Below are 22883 nucleotides of genomic sequence, written 5' to 3' on the forward strand. Positions count from 1 at the left end.
CCCGAAGGTAGTCCCCGTGGGAGAGAAGGTGGCGGCAGCCGGATGAGGGTTCGGGCGGAGCGATGTACATCACTGTTGCGCTCCGCCCGTACCCTCACCCCAACCCCTCTCCCAGGGAGAGAGGGGCTTTACGCAGTCGCGAGATCCATAGCATTCTGCGCAGCGCGCAGGAGATCTCCTTTTGCGCATGTCTTGCCCCCGCCGCAGCGCCTGCATCCTGCGGCACCGGTCGGCAGCTTCGTGCCCTGTAGGGCCGCTACATCCAAGCCATGGGTTGGGATAGCGATGTCCATCGCCTTGCCGGCCGCGCGTGCCGCGCGCCTGTGCGTGTTCCTGTTGCTGGCCGTGGCCGGCCTGTTCTACGTGAAGTGGCATCCGTACTACGACCGCGCCTTCGTCGCCGCGGCCGGGCATGCGATCGGCCATTCGATCCTGATGGGCGATGCGGCGAGCGCGCCGTCGCCGTCGTGGCAGGCGGCCATCGGCTATGCGCTGGCCTATGGCAAGGCGATCTGGCAGGCGATGCTGCTGGGCCTGCTGCTGGGTTCGGGCATCCAGGCCCTGCTGCCGGCCAGCTGGGTGCGGCGCGTGCTGGGCAGCAGCAGTATGGGTGGCGTGGTGGCCGGCGGCCTGCTCGCGTTGCCCGGGATGATGTGCACCTGCTGCGCGGCGCCGGTGGTGGTGGGCATGCGCGGGCACCAGGCCGCGGCGGGGCCGGCGCTGGCGTTCTGGCTCGGCAATACCGTGCTCAATCCGGCGACCCTGGTGTTCACCGGCTTCGTGCTCGGTTGGCATTGGACCGTGTTCCGCCTGTGCTTCGGCGTGCCGCTGGTGTTCGGCCTGGGCTATCTGGCCGGCCGGATGGCGGCGCCCGCGAATGAGTCATCGCCCGCCGATTTGCCAACCGTCGAGCCCGAGCCGCATTCGCTCGCGGAAGTCGGCAAGCGCTGGGCCGCGATCTTCGGACGCATGGCGCTGCGCCTGCTGCCGGAATACCTGGTGATCGTGCTGCTGCTGGGCGCGTTCCGCGCCTGGATGTTTCCCGTGATCGGCCCGGCCATCGGCGACCAGTGGTACTGGATCGCCGCGATGGCGCTGGCCGGCATGCTGTTCGTGATTCCTACCGCCGGCGAAGTGCCCATCGTGCAGGCGATGCTGGCGCTGGGCATGGGCAGCGGGCCGGCGGCGGCCTTGCTGTTGACCTTGCCGCCGGTGAGCCTGCCGTCATTGGCGATGCTGGCGCGCTCGTTTCCATGGCGGGTGTTGCTGGCGGTAGCCGCCGCGGTGGTTGGCTGCGGCCTGCTCGGCGGCGCCATCGCCGCGTGGCTGGCCTTGCGCTAGGCGACCAGCAGCAGGGGATTCGGCGCGTGCCGCGCGAAACCCGCTTCGGCGACCAGGATGTCGAGGCCGATCGAAGCGAGATCGTCCGCGTACGGGTCGGCCTTCATGTCGTGGATCTGATAGAGCAGCTTGGCGTAGGTCTGGCATTCGCCGCAGGTCTCGGCCTTCACCACGCCGGGATCGCCCTCGATAGCTTGCAGGGCGAGATGCCGCGTGCCGCTGCAGGTGATGCAGACGGCGCGCACGTGGTTCCATGCCGTGGAGCACAGCGAGCAGTACAGATAACGCGTCCCCGGCGTACTGCCGCTGGCGGCGACCATGCCGGCGACCGGAGGCGAACCGCAGCAGGGGCACAGTCCGCGTTCTTCCAGCAGTCGCAGCTCATCGGCTTTCAGGCGCGCGGCGGAGCAGGTGAAGTAGACCTGCAACGCGGCGGCGACATAGATCGCCGCGCCGGCATCGGCGGTGGACAGGCCGCCGCGCAGGAACTGGTCGGCCAGGCGCTCCTGCGTCGCGGCTTCGCAGCCCAGCAAGGCATCGACGACAGCCAGCGCCGGAGGGGGCAAGCTGTTGCGATCGATGCGGTCGAGCAGCAGCGCCAACCCTTCGCGCCAGGACACGTCGCGGCGATGGCCATCGGCCGCCAGCGGCGGCAAGCGTGCTTCGATCGATTGCGCGACGCTAGGTGGATCGAGCGTGGCGGCAGGCGCCAGCGTGGTCGCCACCTCGTGCTGCGCACGCGCCAATACCGCGACGAAGCGCAGCCACGCTTCCATCGGATGTCCCGCCGATAATTGTTCCAGCCGTTGCGCGGTGGCGGCGAAGCGCCGGGCGGGGTCGGGGAGCAGGATCGGGTCCGGCGCCTTGACGCCGGCATGCGAAGGTCCGGTCCATTTGCCGCTGGGCGGCGCTTCGGCCTGTCTCACGTGCGTGGTTTCCTGGCGCTGACGATCGCGCTGTCTTGCTTGCCGTGCTGCGCCAGTTCCAGCAGCCATTTGCGGTGGTGCCGCCACGCCCAGCCTGGCGTGACATAGCCCTGGGTCATCGCGCGCACCGAATGGCGCACCCAGATCGCCGCATAGACATGCACGATCCAGATGATGATTGCGGCCAATGCCGCCAGGCTATGGATCAGCGCCGCCGCGCGCTGCACCGGAATCGAGGTGGCGCTGCCGAAATACACTTCCCAGAGGGTCAGCCCGCTGAAAAACAGTACCGGAATCAGCAAGGTCATCGACCAGAACACCAGCTTCTGGCCGGCATTGTTGCGGCCGACCGGCGGCGTGTGCTCCTCGTCGTTGACGATCACCGCGTCGATCGACTTCATCCACGCGGCATCGTCCCGGTTCAGCAGGTTCTCGCGCCAGAACTGCACGATCAGGCCCAGATAGCTCACCAGCAGCACCACGCCGATCCATGGATGCACCGCCCGCGTCCATTGCCCGCCGCCGAACAGGCCGGACAAGAAGAACAGCATCGGATGGAACATCGACAGGCCCGACAGCACCAGCAGCACGAAGCAGATCGCAGTGATCCAGTGATTGACGCGGTTGGCCAGGGTGTAGCGCACGATGGCGTTCTTCGGGCGGCTCATGACAGTTTCTCCTCGTCATTGCGCAGCACGCGCTCGCCCTCGGCCTCGTCTTCCTCGGTGACTTCGTTGGGGCCGGCGCTGATCCAGTGGAAGAAGCCGGCCAGCGCGGCGAGCGCGATGCCGGCCAGGCCCAGCGGCTTGATAAAGCCCTTCCACAAGTCGACAGTGGCGCTGATGCGCGGCTTGTCGGGCAGGCCCGAATACAGCGAAGGCTTGTCCGCATGATGCAGCACGTACATCACATGAGTGCCGCCGACTTCCTGCGGGTCGTACAGGCCGGCATTCTCGAAGCCGCGCGTCTTCAGCTCGACGATGCGCAGCTGCGCCTGCTGCTGCATGTCGGTCTTGGCGCCGAACATGATGGCCCCGGTGGGGCAGGCCTTGACGCAGGCCGGTTCCAGCCCGACCGACACGCGGTCCGAGCACAGCGTGCACTTGTACGACTTGTGATCCTGCTTGCTGATGCGCGGGATGTTGAACGGGCAGCCCTTCACGCAATAGCCGCAGCCGATGCACTTGTCGCTGATGAAGTCCACGATGCCGTTGGCGTACTGCACGATCGCACCCGGGGCAGGGCAGGCCTTCAGGCAGCCCGGGTCTTCGCAATGCATGCAGCCGTCCTTGCGGATCAGCCACTCGAGGTTGCCCTCTTGGTTTTCGTGCTCGGCGAACTTCATCAGCGTCCATACGCTGGGGCCCAGGTCCGCCGGGTTTTCGTACGAGCCTTCGAAGTGGCCGATCTCCGGGCGCAGGTCGTTCCATTCCATGCAGGCGGACTGGCAGGCCTTGCAGCCGATGCAGCGGCTGACGTCGATCAGCTTGGCGACCTGGTCCTCATGGCTGCGCGCCATCGGCGGCGTCATGGTGGTGGCGGAGATGCGGACGTAGTCTTGCGATTGCAGTTCTGACATGACTGGAGTCCTCAGGCTGCGGGTGCCGTGGTGCGCTCGACATTGACCAGGAACGCCTTGAACTCCGGCGTCTGCGTATTGGCATCGCCCACCGACGGCGTCAGCGTGTTGGCGCCGTAACCCTTGCGGGCCTGCCCGGTGAAGCCCCAGTGGATCGGCACGCCGATCACGTGGGTGGGCTTGCCGTCCACCGTCATCGGCTTGATGCGCTTGGTCACGTAGGCCTTGCAGATCACCTCGCCGCGCTTGGAACTCACTTTCACCCAGCCGCCTTGCTCGATGCCTTTCTCCTTGGCCAGCACCTCGCCGATCTCGATGAATTCCTCCGGCTGCAGGATGGCGTTGATCAGTGCGTGCTTGGTCCAGTAGTGGAAATGCTCGGTCAGGCGATAGGTGGTCGCCACATAGGGGAACCGCTTGGGGCTGCCGAACGAGGCGCGGTCATCGGCAAACACGCGCGCGACCGGATTGCTGCTGACCTTCGGATGCAGCACGTTCTCCACCGGCGATTCCAGCGGCTCGTAGTGCTCGGGGAACGGCCCTTCGGCCATCAGGTCGCGGGCGAACAGGCGGCCCATGCCTTCGGCATTCATGATGAACGGGCCGACGCCGTCGGACGGTTTCACCGTGGGGCCGTAGTCGGGCACGTCGATGCCCACCCACTTGCTGCCGTTCCACGAGATCACCGGCTTGGCCGGATTCCACGGCTTGCCGTCCGGGTCCGCGCTGGCGCGGTTGTAGAGGATGCGGCGATTGGCCGGCCAGGCCCAGGCCCAGTTCGGCGCGATGCCTTGCTCGCGCGGATCGCTGGCGTCGCGGCGGGCCATCTGGTTGCCTTTCTCGGTAAAGCAGCCGCTGAAGATCCAGCAGCCCGAAGCCGTGCTGCCGTCGTCGCGCAGCTGGGCGAAGCCGTCGAGCAGGGTGCCGGCCTTGGTAACCACCGCATTGGTGGCCGGGTCGACCAGGTCGGTGAGCGCGCGGCCGTTCATTTCCTTGGCCAGTTCTTCCGGATCCGGTTCGCGCGGATCGGTGTACTTCCAGCTCATGCCGAGCACCGGATCGGGGAAGGCGCCGCCTTCCTTGCGGTACAGCTCGCGCAGGCGCTGGAAGATGCCGGTCATGATCCAGATGTCGGATTTCGCCTCGCCCGGCGCATCCGCCGCCTTCCAATGCCACTGCAGCCAGCGCGCGGAATTGACCAGCGAACCGTTCTCCTCGGCAAAGCACGTGGTGGGCAGCTGGAACACTTCGGTCTGGATCTCGGCGGACTTGGCCGGATTCTGCGGGCCGAAGTCCTGCCAGAAGCGCGAGGTTTCGGTGTCCAGCGGATCCATGGTGACCAGGAACTTCAGCTTGCCCAGGCCGCGGCGGATCTTGCCGCGGTCGGGGAAGGCCTGCAGCGGATTGAAGCCCTGGCAGATATAGCCGTTCATCTGGCCGTTGTTCATCATCTCGAACGCGCGAATGATGTCGTACAGCGGCACGTCGAGCTTGGGCAGCCAGTCGTAGGCCCAGTCGTTGTCCTTGGTGGCCGCGTCGGCGAACAGCGCCTTCTGCAGGCTCACCACGAACTTGCGGTAGTTCTGCCAGTAGCTGGTCTGGCCGGCGCGCAGCGGCTTGTACAGCTTCGTCTTCATGTATTCGTCGAAGCTGGTTTCGCGATCGTTGGGCAAGGTGAGGTAGCCGGGCATCTGGTTGGAGAGCAGGCCGACGTCGGTCAAACCCTGGATGTTGGAATGCCCGCGCAGCGCATTCATGCCGCCGCCGGCCACGCCGATATTGCCCAGCAGCAGCTGCACCATGGCCATGTTGCGGATGTTCTGCGCGCCCACCGAATGCTGGGTCCAGCCCAGCGCGAACAGGCTGGTCATGGCCTTGTCCGGCGCGGCGGTGCTGGCGAACAGCTCGCACACGTGCAGGAACTTGTCCTGCGGCGTGCCGCAGATGCGCGAGACCATTTCCGGCGTATAGCGCGACACGTGCTGCCTGAGCAGGTTGATCACGCAGCGCGGGTGCTGCCAGCTGTCGTCGGACTGGGCGTAGCCGTCCTTGTCCAGTTCGTAGTCCCAGCTGGACTTGTCGTAGCTGTGCTTTTCCTCGTTGTAGCCGCTGAACAGGCCGTCCTGGAAGCCGAAGCCGTCCTTCACGATCAGGCTGGCATTGGTGTAGGCGCGCACGTACTCGTGCTGGATCGCGTCCTTTTCCAGCAGGTAGTGGATCACGCCATTAAGAAAGGCAATATCGGTGCCGGGGCGGATCGGCGCGTAGTAGTCGGCCACCGAGGCCGTGCGCGTGAAGCGCGGATCGACCACCACGAGCTTGGCGCCGTTCTCGATCTTCGCCTCGATCACCCACTTGAAGCCGCACGGATGCGCTTCGGCGGCATTGCCGCCCATCACCACCACGACATTGGCGTTCTTGATGTCCTGCCAGGTGTTGGTCATCGCACCGCGACCGAATGATGGGGCCAGACTGGCCACCGTCGGTCCGTGTCAGACGCGCGCCTGGTTGTCGAACACCACCATGCCGAGGGAGCGGGCCACCTTCCAGGTGAGGTAGGCGGTTTCGCTGGACGAGGCCGACGCGGCGAGCATGCCGGTCGTCGTCCAGCGGTTCACCGTGGTGCCGGCCGGGTTCTTGGCGATGAAGTTCTTGTCGCGGTCGTCCTTCATCAGCCGGGCGATGCGGTCCAGCGCGAAGTCCCAGGAGACTTCCTTGAACTCGGTGCCGCCGGCGGCGCGGTAGCGCGGCGCCTTCAGGCGGGTGGGCGCATGCACCACGTCGAGCAGGGCCGAGCCTTTGGGGCAGAGCGTGCCGCGGTTCACCGGATGGTCCGGGTCGCCTTCGATATGGATGATGTTCGAGCGCGCGTTCTTGGCGCGGTCGCCCATGCTGTAGATCAGGATGCCGCAGGCCACCGAGCAGTACGTGCAGGTGTTGCGCGTCTCGGTGGCGTGGGTGAGCTTGAACGGCCTGACGGCGGCGGCTTGCGCCTCGCCGGAGGCGCCGAAGCCCAGGACGCCCAACCCCGATGCTGCCAGGCCGAGGCCGGTGATCTTGATGAACTCGCGACGTGTAAGTGCCATCGCTGTGCTGCTCCCGTCAGTTGGCTGGACATGCCGCCCGGTGAAGGGGGCGATGCGGCTCGAGAGACTGCTGGACGAATAGGACTGGTCCCATTGTCCGGATGGAAATTAGCACAGAACATCGTTTCCGATGGCGGGATAACAAGAAAGTTACAGCCGCCATCGACGGCGGGAAAAGGTCAGGATCCGGGCCAGCCCCAGCGGGCGAGCAGGCGCCGCAGCGGGCCGCGGTCGCGCAGCCGATACGCGGAGGCCGCCTTGGGCGAATCCACCATGACCGCGTCGGCGCCGAGTCCGGCGGCAAGCCGGTAATCGGGCTCGCTGTTGATGCCGAACAGGACGATCCGGGTGCCGTTGGCTGCGTTGAAGCAGGCGATGGCGTGGTCGTTCCACAGCAGTGCCGAGACCTTGCTGGTGCCCTTGCCCAGAGTCAGCGCCTCGGTGACTTCCAGGTCGCGGCGCAGCTCGAAGCCGACCTGCGCGCCGGCGGGCGGGCTTCCCGGGCAGCGCTGCTCCAGCAGCAGGCTGAGCAGCCGCTGGCGGGTGGCTTCGCGCGCCTCGAAGCGGCGGGCCTGCGCATGGGGCCCGAAGGCGTGCAGGTTGTCCGCCAGGGTCGAATAGAGCCAGGTTCTGTTCCAGAAGTGCCGGCGCTGCAGCACCCCGGCGATGGCTTGCGCCGCGCGTGCGGCGTCCGGCGTCTTGATGTCGATGAAAAGCTCGACGTCTTCCGGCAGCTGGTCGATCAGGTCCTCCAGTGCCGGTATATGCACTGGAGTATCCCGGTACGGATAGGTCACGGCGCCGGAGGCTCCCGTTTCCTTGAACTGCCATCCGGCATTGAGTTTCACCAGCGCCGCATAGGGCGTTTGCGCGACTTCGCCGTTGCCGTCGGTGAGCGCGGAAAGATCGCGCGGCCGATACAGCACCGGAATGCCGTCCTGGGTGACCTGCACGCTGACCCAGAGTTTCTTGATGCCGTAGGAGATGGCCAGGCGGCAGGCGGCGAGCGTGTTCTCCGGCGCGTCCGCGGTGCCGCAGCGGTGCGCAATCAGCGCGGGCGGACGATGCGGCGGGTGCGCGGCGAAGGGGCGCGCCACCGCGAGCCAGGCCAGCGCCACCGTGACCATGCAGGCAAGCAGGACGCCGACCCCCAGTCTGATGCTCATGCGAGTTCCTGCCGTTCGTGTGGAGTGGTGCCGGATCAAGTTAGCGATCCGGCACGATCGCTTGAATGGGATTTATCCAGAAATTTGCCCGCTTTCGCCGTCACCGAAGCCTGCGTACTGGAATAAGACTTTTCGCCGACATTCCTCCTCCTTCGCCTCGGCAGATGAGTCCGGAACGCAACCGCGGCGTGGCGCCAGGTCCCAGCTCCGGAAAATTCAGGTTCAGCGCACTGGTCCGCTTTCATACGCTGGCGGTCATGGGAACGATCCGTCCAAGCCGGGCGAGTGTGTCGGAAGGGGGCTTCGGCAAGATGTCAGCCACCACGATGCACGGCGTCGATCATGCGCAGGCAGAGCCGGCGCCCAAGACGGTGCGCCGTCGCGCAGGCCGCCTGCATCCGGCCGTGCTCGCCGTTTTCATCGCCTCGACGATGAGCGCCTGCGGCGTGGAACCGTGGCAGGAGCGGCCGTCGGGTCGTGATGCCGCCTCGGCGCAACGCGAGGGTGGCGATGCGCCGTTGGCGCCGGCGCCGATGCCGGCGCAGACTTTTCCGATCGAGCCGGTCGATGCGGAGCGCAAGGCCAGAAAAGCGCGGGCCGCGTCCGCGGTACCGCCGCGGCAGGCGCGGCGCGCAAAGCTGGCAGAGCCCGCGCCCGATACGCCTGCACTTGAAGATTCGGAGCTCACGCCGCCCGAGGCCGCTGAAACGCCGGCGGTGGAGGCGGCGCCTGCCACGGCATGGGTCGATCCGCTCGCGACCGAGGAAGTGGCTACGCCGGAGCTGGCGCCCTCGCTTCCTCCCGGCGCCGAGGCCGGCGCCAATCCGGTGGCGTGGCTGGTGGTGGCCAGCTGCGGCGTGCTCGGAGCCTTCATCCTCTGGCGCCGCCGGCGCGAACGCCAGCGGCGCCGGCGGCGCGAAGCATGGACGCCGATCCGCTGGGGCGGCCCCAAGCTGATCCGCCCGCACTGGGACTACGACCCAGGCCAGTTCGACTCGGATGCCTTCCTGCAGCGCTGGGATTCGATCGGCTTGAGCATCTCCGGCGACTGGCGCCTGCTGCTCGCCATCGCCGGCCGCATCGCGCCGAGTGCGGCGCAGTTCGCCGGCTGGCGCAGGGCGGTGGCGCGGCCGCGGCCGTTGCTGTCGTTCCGTCCGGACTGGCATTACCTGCCGTTTGCGGGCGATGCGGCCGAAACGCTGGCGAGATGGTGCCGGCTGGGCTTGAGCATCCATGGCGATGCCTTGCAGGCTTCGATGGTCGGCGGACAGCTCGAATGGGTGTTCGAGGTGGACGCCGGACGGGTCGAGGCGCCGGTGGAGGCGCCGGTGGAGGCGTTCGCGCCGTTGCCTGCGCCAGCGCCCGGGCAGCCGGCGGAAATCGTCTTCGATGTATCTCCTTCCGATCTCGCAGCAGTGCCGGCGGAGGATCAGGCCGTGCCGCATGACGATGCGCAGGACCTGCCTGCGGAAATTTCATCGCCCATGCCCGTCGCGGACGAGCCGCCTGCATCCGGGGTGATGGATGCCGAGCCGGAAAGCCGCCAGCCCATCGTCGAAGCCGTGGCGCCGGTCGCCTGCGACATCACCGCCGCACCGCAGGAAGAACAGTCCGGCACAAGCTGGCTCTCTCGTCTCGGCAGCTTGCTCAAGGCCTGGGAAAGCCAGCCCGCGCCGGAACTCGAAGCGGAGCTGTGGGGCGCATCGCTCCGCCTGTCCGCCCATGCCGCGGCCTTGCCGCCGGCCGCGCGCGCCCCTTGGCTGGATGCCGTGGAGGCGCTGGCCGAACGCATGGTGCGCAGCGTGCCGGCCGCGTCGCGCGGCGCCTGGCAGGCCCATTGGGTCGACCTGCGGCTGGACCGGCTCGGCGCCATGAACGGTGCATGGCGCCTGCTGGAGCTGCGCGCGCTCGACGACGCCTGCGCCGGCGACGGCGCGCCTGAAGTGATCGAGGCGAGGATCCGCCTTCTCCATCTATGGGCCGATGCGCTGCTCGGCCCGGCCGCCAAGGCCAAGCGCGCGGAAGCCGCGGCGCTGGCGGTTTCGCTTCGCCCGGCGCAGGCGGCGAGCGCCTGAGCGGATTCGCCGCTCGCTTTCTCGCTCCATCCACCTTCCATCCATCTGTTGTCATCACCATCCAAGAGGAACTACCCATGAACGTTTTCAATGCCGCCGCTCAAGAACCCGTCCCGCCGCTGCTGTGGACCGTGCGCTACGGCGTCGTCAGCGCCACCGCTTCGCAGCATCCGGCTGCGCGCTCGCTTCAGCTCTACGGCGAATGGGCCGAAGCGGAAATCGATCTGCTCAGCTCCGTGCTGCAGGAACAGCACACCGTCCTGCAGTTCGGCGGCGAATACGGCGCGCACACCTTGTGGCTGGCCCGCGTGGTGGGCGAGGCCGGCAAGGTCTACGTGGCGGAGCCGGCGCGCATCGGCTTCCAGCAGCTGTGCGCCACCGCGGCGCTGAACGGCCTGACCAATGTCTATACGCTCAACCAGTGGCTGGGCCGCACCGGCGCGGCGGCGCCACTGAGCGCGCTGCCGGGCGGCGCATCGCTGCGCTGCGAGACCGACGACGTGGTGCGTCCGGTCGCCGTCGACGACCTGGGCCTGGATGGCCTGGACCTGCTCAAGATCAACGTGCCGGGTTCGACCATTCCGCTGCTGCAGGGCGCGGTCGAGATGGTGCGCAAGCATCGGCCGGTGATCTACGCGCGGCTGGAGCCGGAGCAGGCGCTGGCGGAAGTGCGCGCGATCAAGGAGCTCGGCTACCGCTGCTGGTCGCACGCGCCGCACATGTACAACCCGGCCAACATCCTGGGGCAGGGCGACAACATCTTCCCCGGCCGCGTGCTGCAGAACGTGATCGCGATGCCGGTCGAAGGCGGCACGGTGTTCGACCAGCTGATGGAAATCTGATGCGGGCTGCCGCTTTCAGAATTTTCCAGTCCACATGAGGCGGGCCATCCGGCAATCTGTACATGGCTCGACACACATGACTCCACGCTCTCTTCCCCCTGGGCCACTGGATCATTCTCGAGCCAGCCCGTGAAAACGTTCCTCTCACTGGCACCCGACCGTCACAAGCTGTGGCAGTCACCCCGAAGGCCCTCAGCAATGAGGGCCTTCTCTTTGCGAGACCTCCCTGTTTCGGCGGGCTGCGCGCGGGATTTTGCTGGCCATGCAGGGTCGATGGCAGATGCTCCGGGCGTAATCGTTCACGTACGTTTTCCGCCAAGGCCCCGCTGGGGCCTTTTTTTTGGCGTGGAAGCCGCCCGCCATCAGTGGGTGGCGTGATCTTCGATGGTGTGAAGCTCGGCCCGATGGCGGGCCAGCGTATCGATCAGGTTCGCGAGATCCTGTCGATAGTGCTGCAGCGGTGTTTCCTGCCCGTCGACCCGCTGCTGCGCGAGCAAAGCGGTGCGGATATGTTCGCCCGCATCGGCCAGGCCGGCCGCGCCGAAGATCTTGATGGCGCCATCGATGCGATGGATGCAGCCGGCGATGGCCTGGATATCCTCCGCGCGCAAGGCCTCGTCGAATACCGCCAGATCGTCGCGCGCCGTCGCCAGAAAGCCGTCCAGCAGTTCGTCCAGCCGCGCGGATGGGCCAAACAATTCCGTCAGCGCCTCGATGGGCGAGAACGCCGGTCCCGCCGCCTCCTTGCTCCGGCGCAAGCCGGCCGCGGCGGGCATCCAGCGATGCAGCGCCTCCTGCAGCTCGCTGAGCCCCGCCGGCTTGACCAGCAGCGCGTCCATGCCCGCCTGCGAGCAGCGTTCGGCTTCATCCGGCAAGGCGCTGGCGGTCAGGGCGAGAATCGGCAGGTGCCGGTCTGCCGATTCATGGGCGCGTATGTTGGCGGCAAGCGCATATCCGGCACAGAGCAAGGAAGTCGACGTGCGCCTGCGCAACGAGGGCGCCGAGCCGGTGGTGGTGCAGTCCTGGCTCGACCTGGGCGATCCGCGGCAGGCACCGGATGCCATCCGCGTGCCGTTCGTGCTGATGCCGCCGATGGCGCGGCTCGATGCCGGACGCAGCCAGATCGTGCGGCTGGTGTACACGGGCGATCCGCTGCCGGCGGACAAGGAGTCGGTGTTCTGGCTCAACGTGCTGGAGATTCCGCCGAAGGCCAATAAGGACTCGCAGCAGAACATGCTGCAATTCGCCATCCGTTCGCGCATCAAGCTGTTCTTCCGTCCCGACGGCATCCAGGGCAAGCCGGAAGAGGCGGCGGCCGGGCTGTCCTGGTCGATGGTGCGCGATGGCGATGGCTATCTGCTGGAGGCGGTAAACCGCAGCCCGTATCACGTGTCGCTCAGCAGCGTGGTGCTGCAGGACGGCGCGAAGGATATCCGGGGCGGCGACGGCATGATCGAGCCTCAAGGCCGCAAGCGCTTCGCGCTGAAGGATCTGCATGCGCAGCCTGGGCATCCGCGCGTGAGTTATGTCGCCATCGACGACTACGGCGCAAGCCGCGAGTACACGGCGACGCCCGCCCCCTGATATCCCTGCCCACCACCCTTCAGGAACGACTTATGAGCAAGGCGACGACCTGCCTCGTAGGAGGCGGGGCTGGACGATTGCGGCCCAGAATTCTTCATTTATGGATGATGCGCGCGCTGGCTGGCGGCGTGCTGGTGATCAGTCCGGCTTTCGCTGGCGCCGTGGAAGCGCCGGCCGCCGAAGGCGCGCATGCGGTGGATTTCGATCCGGTGTTCCTGCCGGGCGGCGTCGGCTCCGCGGACCTGGCCAAGTTCAGCCAGGGCGAGCAGGTGGCGCCGGGCACGTACCGCGTGAATATCTACGTCAACGAGCTGCTGCACGGCAGCGAGAGCATTGTGTTCAAGGCCGGCCCGAACAAACGCGATGCCACGGCATGCCTGCCTTACGCTTTCGTATCCGGCCTGGTCGACAAGCTTCCGCCGGAAGCTGCCGCGCAGCCTTGCGTCGATCTGGCCTCGCTGGTGCCATCGGCGAGCGTGCGTTTCGATCTGGGCGAGCAGCGCCTGGATGTAAGCATTCCGCAGGCGGCCATGCGGCGCAGTGCGCGCGGCTATGTCGATCCTTCGCGCTGGGACAACGGCATCACCGCCAGCCTGCTCAATTATCAGTTCAACTGGTTTCAGCGACAGGGCGGTGGCAGTCAGGACGGCCAGGCTTATCTGGGGCTTACCGGCGGTTTCAATGCGGGAGCGTGGCGTTTCCGCCATCAGTCGTCATTGCAATGGAACAGGCGCGATGGCTTGCAGTGGCAGAACCTGCGCAACTATGTGCAGCGGGATATCACCGCGCTGAAGTCGCAGCTGGTCGCCGGCGATTTCAGCACCAGCGGTGAGTTGTTCGATACGGTGGCCCTGCGTGGCGTCCAGCTTTCCACGGATGAACGCATGCTGCCGGATTCGCAGCAGGGCTACGCGCCGGTGGTGCGCGGCATCGCCGCCAGCAATGCGAAAGTGAGCATCCGCCAGAACGGTTACGTCATCTATGAAACGACGGTGGCGGCCGGCCCATTCCGCATCGACGATCTGTATCCGACCGGCTATGGTGGCGACCTGGAAGTCAGCGTGCTGGAGGCCGATGGCCGCGAGCAGAAATTCACCGTGCCTTATGCGGCGGTGACGCGCATGCTGCGCCCAGGGTCGACGCGCTTCAGTGCCGCGGCGGGTGTTTACCGCGAGGCCGGAGTGGACGTGCATCCATGGGTGGCGCAGGCCACCTGGCAGCGCGGATTGTCCAATCGCATCACCGGCTATGCCGGCGCCGTCGTATCGAGGCATTACCAGGCGGTGCAGTTCGGTTCCGCGTTGAATACACCGTATGGCGCGTTCGGCCTGGATCTGACCCATGCGCGCACCGTGCTGCGCGCGCCGGCGCTGGTGCCGAAGGATGCTGCCATCGGCGATGGTGCATTCGGCGGTGGGCGCGTTGCTTCAGGAGATAGCCTGCGGCTGAGCTACAGCAAGAATCTCAACGCCACCGGCACCAATCTATCGGTGGCGGCCTATCGCTATTCGACCCGCGATTACTACAGCCTGCGCGATGCGGTGCTGAGTACGTCGGCGATGGGTATCGGCGCCATGCACCGGCGCAACTCCGCGCAGATCACGCTCAGCCAGTCGGTAGGCGGCAGCGGGAGCTTGAACCTGACCGGCTCGACCCAGAATTACTGGGGCGGTGCCGGTTCGGATGTGCAGTACCAGCTTAGCTACAACGGCAGCACGCGCTGGTTCAATTACTCGGTCTCCGCGGCCAGGCAGCGCGATGGAGCAGGGCGGACGGATAACCGGGTCTACGCCACGTTTTCCATTCCGCTGAGCCGCGACACCGTGGACACCAGCATCGGCTTCGGCCGCGAAGGACATAACGAACAGGTGGCGTACAGCGGCTCGCGTGGTGACCGCATCAGTTACGGCGCGTCGGTTTCGCGCGATGCGCAGGGCAGTACCGCATTCAATGGCAGCGGCACCTATCGCCATCCGTATGCGCTGCTGAACGGCTCACTGGCTCTGGGGCCGGGCTATCGGCAATACGCGTTCGGTGCCTCCGGCGCGATGCTGGTGCATCCGGGCGGCGTGACGTTCGGCCAGGGGCTGGGCGATACGGTGGCGCTGATCAAGGCGCAGGATGCGGCAGGTGCCGCGGTCAGCTCGTATCCGGGCGTCAAGCTCGACCGGCGCGGGTACGCGATCGTGCCGTATCTGACGCCGTATCGGCGCAACCAGATCGAGCTCAATCCGCAGGGACTGTCCAGCGAAGTGGAGCTACTTACGGGAAGCCACGAAGTGGTGCCGCGCAATGGCGCCGTGGTGATGGCGGCGTTCGCGACGCGCAAGGGGCGGGTGGCGGTGATCGATCTCAGTCCCGCGGACAGCGCGGCGATTCCGTTTGGCTCGGATGTGTTCGACGATGCAGGGCGGGTCGTCGGCGTAGTGTCGCAAGGCGGGCGCGCGCTGGTGCGCGGCATCGCCGACGAAGGGCGCCTGGATGTGCATATGGACGAGGGGCGCGTGTGCAGCTTCCATTATCGATTGCCGGCGGTGGATGCGGCGCGGCATGGGGCGAGGGACTATGCCTATTTGCAGGCGACCTGTGGCGGAGCGTCGGTATCGCGTGGGCAGGCGCCGTGAGGGTGGGGTCTTGTCGCTGGAATAATCCGGTTAACCGGTGGTGCTCTTGCTCGCTAATGTGTTCTGCATCGAAGCGATGATCGTGCTTCGCGCTTGACTTTGGTGTTCCCGTCTCTCCTCTCCACCGGATGGACATTCCATCCGGCGCCAGCGGTCTGTCACCCCCTGGGCTCCTGGCGCGGCGGATGGCCGGTGGAGGGGACCTTCTTAATGTCCGGCGATGCCGGGCACCGGAGCCGTTCGTCGGCTCCGGTGCCCGTGCGCACTCAGTTTCCGCGGTAAGTGGAATAGCCGAAGGGGCTGAGCAGTAATGGGATGTGATACGGCTGGGCGGGATCGTCGACACTGAAGGTCACCGTGACGGAAGGGAAGAACGTGGCCTGGTGATGCGCGGTGAACCATTCACCGGTGGCGAAGGTGACGCGGTAGACGCCTTTGTGCAGGGGCTTGTCCGCGGGCAGCAGGCTGGCGACCCGTCCGTGCTCGTCGGTAGTGCTGTGCGCGACCATCTTCCAGCTGTCCGCTCCCTTTGACTGTTCCTCCAGCGTGACGCCCACGGTGGCGGCGGGCTGTCCTCGCACCTGATCCAGCACGTGCACGCTGATGGCGCGCGATTCCGCCGCACAAGCGGCTGCCGAGGCGAGGGTGCAGGATACGATCCATATCATCGAACGAAGCAAGGTCATGGCATACCTCTCTGGTGATGTCTGAATGGCCCGCGGATTTGATTCGCGGGCAGCATCATTCCAGCGCGTGAGGCTCCGCATTCCGTCCAGAATCGTCCAGTTCGCTGGGCTTTTTCGCGTACCGCATTGGTGCGGGGGGAGTACGAGAAATTTCCTGTTGGTAAGGCCCTGTCGCATTCCTAGTCTGGCGGCCTCTGATTAGGGGTTTTCCGCATGCCTTATGCAGATATTTTTCTCGTCTATGATTTATTGGGCGCCGCGATCGCGCGAGGGCGGCTCGACGTTGTTCATTACGGGCGCGATGGCAAATACACCCGTTCGGAAATCCTTTCCTGTCTTTGCATGCTGTGGCGCGAGCGGATGATCGAGCCGCCGGTGGTCAGTTTTGCCGCCGGCGAGGACAGCATCATCTCGTTCGATGAGGGCGCCAGCGAATGCGGGCGCGGCATGCATCGGTTTTTGCGGGAGACGCTGCTTATTTCGCCGGCGTTGTCCGAGGCCGCCGCGCGCATGGGCGATGGCAGGGCGCCCGCGCGGTCCATGCGGGCGCCGGCCGGCGCAGGAGGTGCTCATGTCCTTCGCTGACATAGCGCTGATCTTCGATCTGCTGCACGCAACCGCCTTATGCGCGCCCTTGCTCGCCACCGAGTACGACGCGGGCGGAAGCGATTCGCGCGCGCAGGTGCTGGGTGGTTTCAGTACCTTGCATAAGCATGGATTGATCCACTGCGAGATCATCGCCGATGCCTCCGGCTATCGGACCATCGACCTTCGGGTGCACGGCTTGACGCCCATGGGGCGGCGCGTCTACCAGGTGATGCTGCAGACGCAGCTGGCTTTCGAGGATCCGAAGGGTTGATGGGCTGGTGTCGGCAGGGGCGATTTCCTGGTTGGTTTGAATTTGTCTGACAATTAGACAACACTCTGCGGATCGTCACGGTTCGGGAGTGCGCGCATGCCTTCGCTGTCTTCGATGAGCCGCCGGTCCTTTCTGCAAGGGATGGCCCTGGCTGGAGTGGCAGGCACACTGACGTTCCGTCCGCTTCATGCGGTAGCTGCGCGGCCTGCGGAAACAGCCGGCCGCGCACAGCAGGCCCCGTGGTTTCCCCAGGCGCCGTTGGCGCCGCAACCCTTTGTCTTGCTTCCGGCCGGCTCGATCAAGGCGAGCGGATGGCTGTTGCGGCAGCTCCAGATCCAGGCCGATGGCCTGAGCGGTCATCTCGATGAGTTCTGGCCGATCGTGGGTCCGGATAGCGGGTGGTCGGGAGGGAAGGGCGAGTCGTGGGAGGACGGCCCGTATTTTCTCGATGGCCTGGTGCCGCTGGCGTGGCAGCTCGATTCGCCGAAGCTCAAGGCGAAGGCGATGCGTTTTATCGACTGGACGCTGGACCATCCCTGGGAAAACGGCATGTTCGGTCCGCGCGGCAATGACGACTGGTGGCCGCGCATGGTCATGCTCAAGGTGCTGACGCAGTATCACGAGCTGACCGGCGATGCGCGCGTGATGCCGCTGATGACGCGGTATTTCCATTATCAGTTGCAGGCATTGCCTGCCCGCCCGCTGCGCGACTGGGGCCGGATGCGCTGGCAGGACGAGCTGCTTTCCGTGCTGTGGCTGTATCAGCGCACGCAGGACGCGAAGCTGCTGGAGCTGGCGCATCTGCTCAAGCAGCAGGGTTACGACTGGCAGAGCATGTATGCGCATTTCCCGTTCAAGGAAAAGACCGATGCCGAAGCCTTGCGCAAGCAGGCCGGTGCTTCGGACGCGTTCATGCAGGACCTCGGCCTGCAGGTGCACGGCGTCAATGTCGCGCAGTCGTTGAAGGCGTCGCCGGTGTGGTCCGTCGTGTCTGGCGGTGCGCCCGATCGCGAGGCCATCCATCATCAGCTGCGGATGCTGGATACCTATCACGGCCTGCCCAATGGCATGTTCTCCGCGGACGAGCATCTGGCCGGCCGCAGCCCTTCGCAAGGCACGGAACTTTGCACCGTGGTGGAGGCGATGTTCTCGCTGGAGGTGGCGCTGGCCGTTACCGGGGATGCCGGCCTGGGCGACCGCCTGGAGCGCATCGCCTTCAATGCGCTGCCTGCCGCATTGACCGACGACATGTGGGCGCACCAATACAACCAGCAGCCCAACCAGGTCGAATGCAGCCTGCATCGCGAGCCTTGGACAACCGATGGGCCGGAATCGAATCTGTTCGGGCTGGAGCCGAATTTCCGCTGTTGCACCGCGAATTTCCATCAGGGCTGGCCGAAGTTCTCCAACAGCCTGTGGATGGCGACGGCGGATCGGGGGTTGGTGGCGATGAGTTATGCGCCTTGCACGGTGACCACCGAGGTGCGCGACGTGCGCGTGGTCGTTGAGCAGGTCAGCGAATATCCATTCCGGCAAACCGTCAGCATCACCTTGAGGCCGGAGCGCGCCATCGCGTTTCCGCTGAGGTTGCGCATACCTGCATGGTCGCAAGGCACGCATCTCTCGGTGAATGGAAGGCTGGTCAAGGTTTCCCCGGGCTTTACGACGATCGAGCGCACCTGGGCGCCGGGCGATACGGTCGAATTGACGTTCGATGCCGGCGTCAAGGTCGAGCGGGGCTACAACGGCGCGCTGAGTTTCAGTCGTGGCGCCTTGCTCTACGCCTTGCCGATCAAGGAAAACTGGGTGGTCTGGCGCAAGCGCGAGATGACCAGCGATTGGCAGGTCTATCCCGGCTCCCGCTGGAATCTCGGCATCAGGCCGGACGTGCAGGTCGCTGTGACCGAGCATCCTGTGGCGGAGAGGCCCTTCGCCGGCGCGGCGCCCGCGGTTCAACTGGCGATGCAGGGGCGTTATGTGCCGGCATGGAAAGCCTCCGATGGCAATGCCGAGCCCGTGCCGGCCAAGGCGGAGCCATCGGGCGACGAAGACGTCCAGGCGATTACGCTGGTGCCTTATGCCGGAGCGAAGCTGCGCATCGCGGCGTTTCCGGCGCTGGACTGATCGCCGATTGTGGATGCCTCCGCCCCGAGGCAAGCAGGGCGGAGGCATCGCCAGGCTTATTCGACGATAGTCGAGGCGACGTGATAGACGCGCCCGCCCCAGCCATCGTCAGGGAAGGCATCCGATACCCTCACGTAAATCGGCCGCGCGCCATTCGCGGTGGGGCCGAGATAGGGCGTAAGGTCGATGCTGCGATCCGCCTTGTTCGATCCATCGGTAATGCGCCGGGTTTCCTGCAGCACGGTCGTCCATTGCTGGTTGTCGTTGCTGACCTGCACCAGGAATTCGGCGTCGATGGTCAGGGTGACGTTCGCCGAGGTGGTATCGGCGGGGAAGGGGAGGCGATAGGTGAAGTGGGCATTGCCGTCGGCAAAGCGATTCTGCACGCCGTTGCTCTGCGATCCATCCGGATCGAACAACCAGGGATTTTCGTCGACGGTGCCGGTGTCGAAATCGATCTTGTGCGCGACCAGTACATCGGCCTGGGTGGTGAAATGCAATCCGGCTGCCAGCAGATTCGCGGTGACCAGGTGATGGCCATCGGTGGCCGAACTCGGCACGGCAACTTTAAGCGCAAGCGCGCCGTTGACTGGGATGGCATTGCCGTGCGGCTGCAGAGGTATCTGAGTGGCTCGCGGTGAAACACTCCAACCGGCAGGTGCATCGATCGAGGCCAGTGCGCGGAGCGGAACGAATCCCGTGGCCGAGATGCCGAGGTCGATGTCGACTGGCGTGGCGCCGGATGCTGACGGCATGATCACCGGCTGCGCCGGCGACATCGTCGCGGCCAGCGATTCCAGCGGCGGCGGTATCGGCACATTGCCGATCAGTGCGCTGAGCGCACTGGCCTGGGTGCGCCAGTCGAACACATTGGGGTGGTCGTTATCGGTGGCGCCGGACCAGCGTGTGCCGAGGCGGCCAGCCGCGTCGCGGTCGTCGTTCCAGATGTTTTCCGCTTGCTGGCTTAGAAATGCGGCGTAGCGGCGGTCGCGCGTGGTGTCGGCCAGGTCGGTCCAGTAGCGCATGAAGATGCCCTTGAACTGCTTGCCGTTGTCGTCGCAGGTCTGGGTGATGGCGTCGCAGGATTCCGTCAATACGCCATTGGTGACTAGCGCATTCGGGGCTATGGCTGCGTCGGCGAGGCGCCGCACACTGGCCAGGATGGCTGGGTCCCTGGTGGCTCGCCACAATTCCAGACCGGCGCCGATCGCCAGGCCCTGGTTATACGTCCACACGTTCTGGCCATTATTGGTGCAGGCATCGGTAAGGCCGTCGTTGACCAAGCCGCCGGCGTTGATCATGCCGCTGCGCTGAAACCAGTCCCATGCGGTGCGCGACCGGCCCAGCCACAACTGGTCGCCGGGGATGCGGTTATGCAGCTCGGCGGTAAGCCGGATCCACAATCCATTGGTGACGGCATTCTTATAAGTGCGCTCGGCATTCCACCAGACGCCGCCGCCACAGCTACCGGCATCCCAATAGTTATTCACGTAGTTGGCGATGGTGACCGCCATGTCCAGGTATTTGGGATTCCTGGTGAGGTCGTAGGCCTGCAGCCAGGTCAAACCCCACCATTCCGAATCGTCGATGGCCCGGCTGGTGAAATTGCCCAGCAAGGGATCGCCTGACAGCACTCCCGCTGGAAATACGCCTTTGTCTTTTTCGAAGGTGTTGTCCAGCTGGCCGAGATAACGGCGGTCGCCGGTGCGTTGCATGTAATCGGCGATGGTTTGCAGGGCGACCGCGGAATTCCACCAGCTGGAGGGAAACCAGGCCTTGCCGGGATCGTACGAATTCATCAGCACGTCCGCCGCCACGCGTGCGCGGGCGACGGCTGTCGGGCCATCGGTTCGAGGATTGGCGGGCGATGCCTGTTCGGTTGCAAAGGAAGGCGTTGCGGCGGCCACGGTCAGGCCGATCACGGCCAGCAGTGTCCGGACTCGTACGCGTACGGCTTCGAGATTCATGATCGGAAGCGCTCCTATCGGATGCCCACGAATGCGATGGGGAATCCAATCCATCTGTTGCCGGACCGTGGGCGGTGATCCGGGGTTGATGTAGATCGATCTAAATTGGTGGTCCAAAAAAGGGGCGTGCGTTGATGAGCCCCGGGGAATGCTCAGTCGGCGACAGACGTGCTGTCGTCTGAGCGGCATGGATCATGGTGTCTTCGCGAGTACGGTTCCGCACCGGGTGTCGCAGTTTTGAGGGTTGCGCGGTTCGTGGGCGGTTGTGTGGGTGCTGGCCAGGGCTGGCGAGATCGAGGGCTATGGGTGGCTGAAAACCGGCCAGCGGTGGGTGCGGAAGGGGTTAGGGGTGCGGGTGGCTAAAACGGGCTTCAGCTCGGCAAAAGGCTGTTCCTACGTACAAATGTAATTTTACATAATATACATTATGCGCAATTGCGCAGGCTGCTGCGCGCGGTCGGCATGCTCCGTGCATTCCTGCGTTCCCTGCTGCATGGAACGCGGGAATGTCTCGTAAGCGCTTGAATTGGATATATAACGAAGAGCGTCAGGAATTCGTCACACCGGCCGGCACGCTGTCGTTACTCCAGGTGGCAGCCATCCTCGCAGATTACGCGCAATGCCGAATCGACCTCGCTGGCCCATGGACGGGCTGGCGTATCCGAGGCAATCGCTTGATCCCACCTGGCGGCTCACTACGCGGCCCGAGCATCACCGCAACCAACGCTCGCCAATTCACTCGGTGGCTGGCGAGCTTTGAGCCGCAGCAGGCAGCATTTGAATTTGGCAGCGCGCCGCATCCAGGCCGTTGGGAGCAGCAACAAGCCGAACCCCATGCTTCATGTCGTGCCAATACAGAAGACCGCCGCGGCACTCAACACGCCCTACCACGGTCGCGCGGAGATTCAGAGGAACCGCGGGCGCCGGCTGCGCTACACGAGGCACGGCCAAAGGCGCAGGTTGTGGATATGGCTCGGTTTCGACAACGCCGGCAGTCCGGTGGCGGGCGTAGTTGAACATCAGCCAGTAAAGCGGCACCGAGAGCAATATCAGCGCACCGCCAAAGGCGTAGTAGAAGCCATCCCTGGATCGCATGTTAGCCCCCTAAGTCCCCGCTAGAGCGTAAGGGCACCCGTCTCCACCAAACAACCCTACGGGTTGCCCGGTGAAGCCGGAGGTAGATCACAGGCAGTGCCGGCATCGGCACTCGGCGAGCAAAAAGGCACTGGCCTCGCCTTCCCAAACCTACGGTTTGCTCAGTCAAGTCCAGGTAGGTCACAGGCGCCAACCCTACGGGATTGGCTGTCGAGCAAAGAACACCTGCAGGATTGCTGTCATGGCAAATGGCGCGCTGCTGCAGCAAAAAGGCCGCGTAGATCCGGAGAACCAAAAAGCGGGGTTGGCGGGGTGGCCATGGGAACCGAGAAGCCCTTGAAGATACGCCGGGCCGCCTGCGCCTGGTCTTCGCCTGGCTCCTAGATCAAGGGCGTATCCGTAGGGGCTTTGCCCCTACACCCCATCAGCCATCCTGCACGAGCTGGACAAGGTCGCGAAGGATGGCAACGACAGCGTCAGCCGCCTCGCGCTTAACTGGTCCGCTCGCAGGCACAATGCGCTTAGCGCTGCACCACGCGTCATACGTCGCGTCCTCGACCCGCTTACGCCAGGCGCACCAGTCCTCATCGGCAGAACGAAGATTGCGCAGGTCCAGCTCGAGCCGGGCGACCTTCGCAACTAGGCGCGCATGTTCCTTCGATTGGGTCGCCCCTACCTTTTGCGTGATCGTCTTCTGCGTCACGGAAATGCCAGCGTCGCGCTGACGGGCGCGGTAGAGCCTAGCTCGCTCTGCATCGGACATGGCCTTACCCGTCGGCGGGCGGCCGCGGCCACGCTTCGCGGGAAACGCGTCAATGGTGCCTGGATCGTTCGCGTGCTTCGCCATGGACCTGCTCCGTTGCGGGACAGGGTTAATTATCGTGACGCGTCACGATAATTGCAACGAATATTTACCGTGATGCGTCACG

The 22883-nt window shown here is 65.4% G+C and carries 18 protein-coding genes; 8 read left to right on the forward strand and 10 right to left on the reverse strand.

All coding sequences use genetic code 11. The annotated features are described in order from the left end of the window. The first annotated feature begins 285 nt into the window (after positions 1-285). Positions 286-1341: a permease gene (locus tag FHW84_RS17540; protein WP_167257279.1), complete on the forward strand. Its 1056-nt coding sequence runs from the start codon at positions 286-288 to the stop codon at positions 1339-1341. Here FHW84_RS17540 and fdhE read toward each other — a convergent pair. The 5 genes from fdhE to FHW84_RS17565 form a co-directional block, all read right to left on the reverse strand. Then, on the reverse strand, positions 1338-2267 hold the full coding sequence (fdhE, locus tag FHW84_RS17545) for a formate dehydrogenase accessory protein FdhE (protein ID WP_343203620.1): 930 nt from the start codon (positions 2265-2267) through the stop codon (positions 1338-1340). The two genes, FHW84_RS17540 and fdhE, sit on opposite strands and share 4 nt — an antisense overlap. Continuing rightward, complete coding sequence (locus FHW84_RS17550) at positions 2264-2935, reverse strand: formate dehydrogenase subunit gamma (protein ID WP_167257281.1); 672 nt, start codon at positions 2933-2935, stop codon at positions 2264-2266. Before FHW84_RS17550 ends, fdhE begins: the two co-directional genes overlap by 4 nt. Then, the gene (fdxH, locus tag FHW84_RS17555; RefSeq protein WP_167257282.1) at positions 2932-3846 is read right to left on the reverse strand and encodes a formate dehydrogenase subunit beta; all 915 of its coding nucleotides are present in this window, start codon (positions 3844-3846) and stop codon (positions 2932-2934) included. Before fdxH ends, FHW84_RS17550 begins: the two co-directional genes overlap by 4 nt. Before the next feature lie 11 nt (positions 3847-3857). After that, the gene (gene fdnG / locus FHW84_RS17560) at positions 3858-6932 is read right to left on the reverse strand and encodes a formate dehydrogenase-N subunit alpha (RefSeq protein WP_167257283.1); all 3075 of its coding nucleotides are present in this window, start codon (positions 6930-6932) and stop codon (positions 3858-3860) included. Between the two features lie 179 nt (positions 6933-7111). Beyond that, entirely contained in the window at positions 7112-8098 is a 987-nt protein-coding gene (locus FHW84_RS17565) for a glycerophosphodiester phosphodiesterase family protein (protein WP_167257284.1), read from the reverse strand. 65 nt (positions 8099-8163) lie between these two features. On the opposite strand from FHW84_RS17565, the gene FHW84_RS17570 reads away from it, so the two are divergent. Beyond that, complete coding sequence (locus tag FHW84_RS17570) at positions 8164-10173, forward strand: hypothetical protein (protein WP_208399850.1); 2010 nt, start codon at positions 8164-8166, stop codon at positions 10171-10173. Positions 10174-10250: 77 nt separating this feature from the next. Next, entirely contained in the window at positions 10251-11015 is a 765-nt protein-coding gene (locus FHW84_RS17575; protein ID WP_167257286.1) for an FkbM family methyltransferase, read from the forward strand. 362 nt (positions 11016-11377) lie between these two features. Here the strand turns inward: FHW84_RS17575 and FHW84_RS17580 are convergent, their stop codons facing one another. Beyond that, positions 11378-11854 (reverse strand): Hpt domain-containing protein, encoded by a 477-nt coding sequence (locus FHW84_RS17580; protein ID WP_167257287.1) that lies wholly within the window; start codon positions 11852-11854, stop codon positions 11378-11380. A 94-nt stretch (positions 11855-11948) separates the two neighbouring features. Here FHW84_RS17580 and FHW84_RS17585 point away from each other — a divergent pair, with 94 nt between their 5' ends. Then, the gene (locus FHW84_RS17585) at positions 11949-12599 is read left to right on the forward strand and encodes a fimbria/pilus periplasmic chaperone (RefSeq protein ID WP_279589780.1); all 651 of its coding nucleotides are present in this window, start codon (positions 11949-11951) and stop codon (positions 12597-12599) included. 104 nt (positions 12600-12703) lie between these two features. Next, on the forward strand, positions 12704-15223 hold the full coding sequence (locus FHW84_RS17590; RefSeq protein WP_167257289.1) for a fimbria/pilus outer membrane usher protein: 2520 nt from the start codon (positions 12704-12706) through the stop codon (positions 15221-15223). A gap of 266 nt (positions 15224-15489) precedes the next feature. On the opposite strand, the gene uraH is transcribed toward FHW84_RS17590, so the two are convergent. Next, on the reverse strand, positions 15490-15909 hold the full coding sequence (gene uraH / locus FHW84_RS17595) for a hydroxyisourate hydrolase (protein ID WP_167257290.1): 420 nt from the start codon (positions 15907-15909) through the stop codon (positions 15490-15492). A 213-nt stretch (positions 15910-16122) separates the two neighbouring features. Here uraH and FHW84_RS17600 point away from each other — a divergent pair, with 213 nt between their 5' ends. From FHW84_RS17600 to FHW84_RS17610, 3 genes are all read left to right on the forward strand, one after another. Further along, on the forward strand, positions 16123-16494 hold the full coding sequence (locus FHW84_RS17600) for a hypothetical protein (protein WP_167257291.1): 372 nt from the start codon (positions 16123-16125) through the stop codon (positions 16492-16494). Next, entirely contained in the window at positions 16481-16768 is a 288-nt protein-coding gene (locus FHW84_RS17605) for a hypothetical protein (RefSeq protein ID WP_167257292.1), read from the forward strand. The genes FHW84_RS17600 and FHW84_RS17605 overlap by 14 nt, the downstream gene beginning before the upstream one ends. A 318-nt stretch (positions 16769-17086) precedes the next feature. Continuing rightward, positions 17087-18892 (forward strand): beta-L-arabinofuranosidase domain-containing protein, encoded by a 1806-nt coding sequence (locus FHW84_RS17610; RefSeq protein WP_243868175.1) that lies wholly within the window; start codon positions 17087-17089, stop codon positions 18890-18892. A 56-nt stretch (positions 18893-18948) separates the two neighbouring features. Here FHW84_RS17610 and FHW84_RS17615 read toward each other — a convergent pair whose 3' ends face one another. From FHW84_RS17615 to FHW84_RS17625, 3 genes are all read right to left on the reverse strand, one after another. Next, positions 18949-20859: a glycoside hydrolase family 76 protein gene (locus FHW84_RS17615; RefSeq protein WP_167257294.1), complete on the reverse strand. Its 1911-nt coding sequence runs from the start codon at positions 20857-20859 to the stop codon at positions 18949-18951. A gap of 735 nt (positions 20860-21594) precedes the next feature. After that, the gene (locus tag FHW84_RS17620) at positions 21595-21954 is read right to left on the reverse strand and encodes a hypothetical protein (protein WP_167257295.1); all 360 of its coding nucleotides are present in this window, start codon (positions 21952-21954) and stop codon (positions 21595-21597) included. Positions 21955-22378: 424 nt separating this feature from the next. Then, positions 22379-22801 (reverse strand): hypothetical protein, encoded by a 423-nt coding sequence (locus FHW84_RS17625; RefSeq protein WP_167257296.1) that lies wholly within the window; start codon positions 22799-22801, stop codon positions 22379-22381. Positions 22802-22883: the final 82 nt, after the last annotated feature.

Source organism: Dyella sp. SG562 (assembly GCF_011759495.1).
GTDB classification, from domain to species: domain Bacteria; phylum Pseudomonadota; class Gammaproteobacteria; order Xanthomonadales; family Rhodanobacteraceae; genus Dyella_D; species Dyella_D marensis.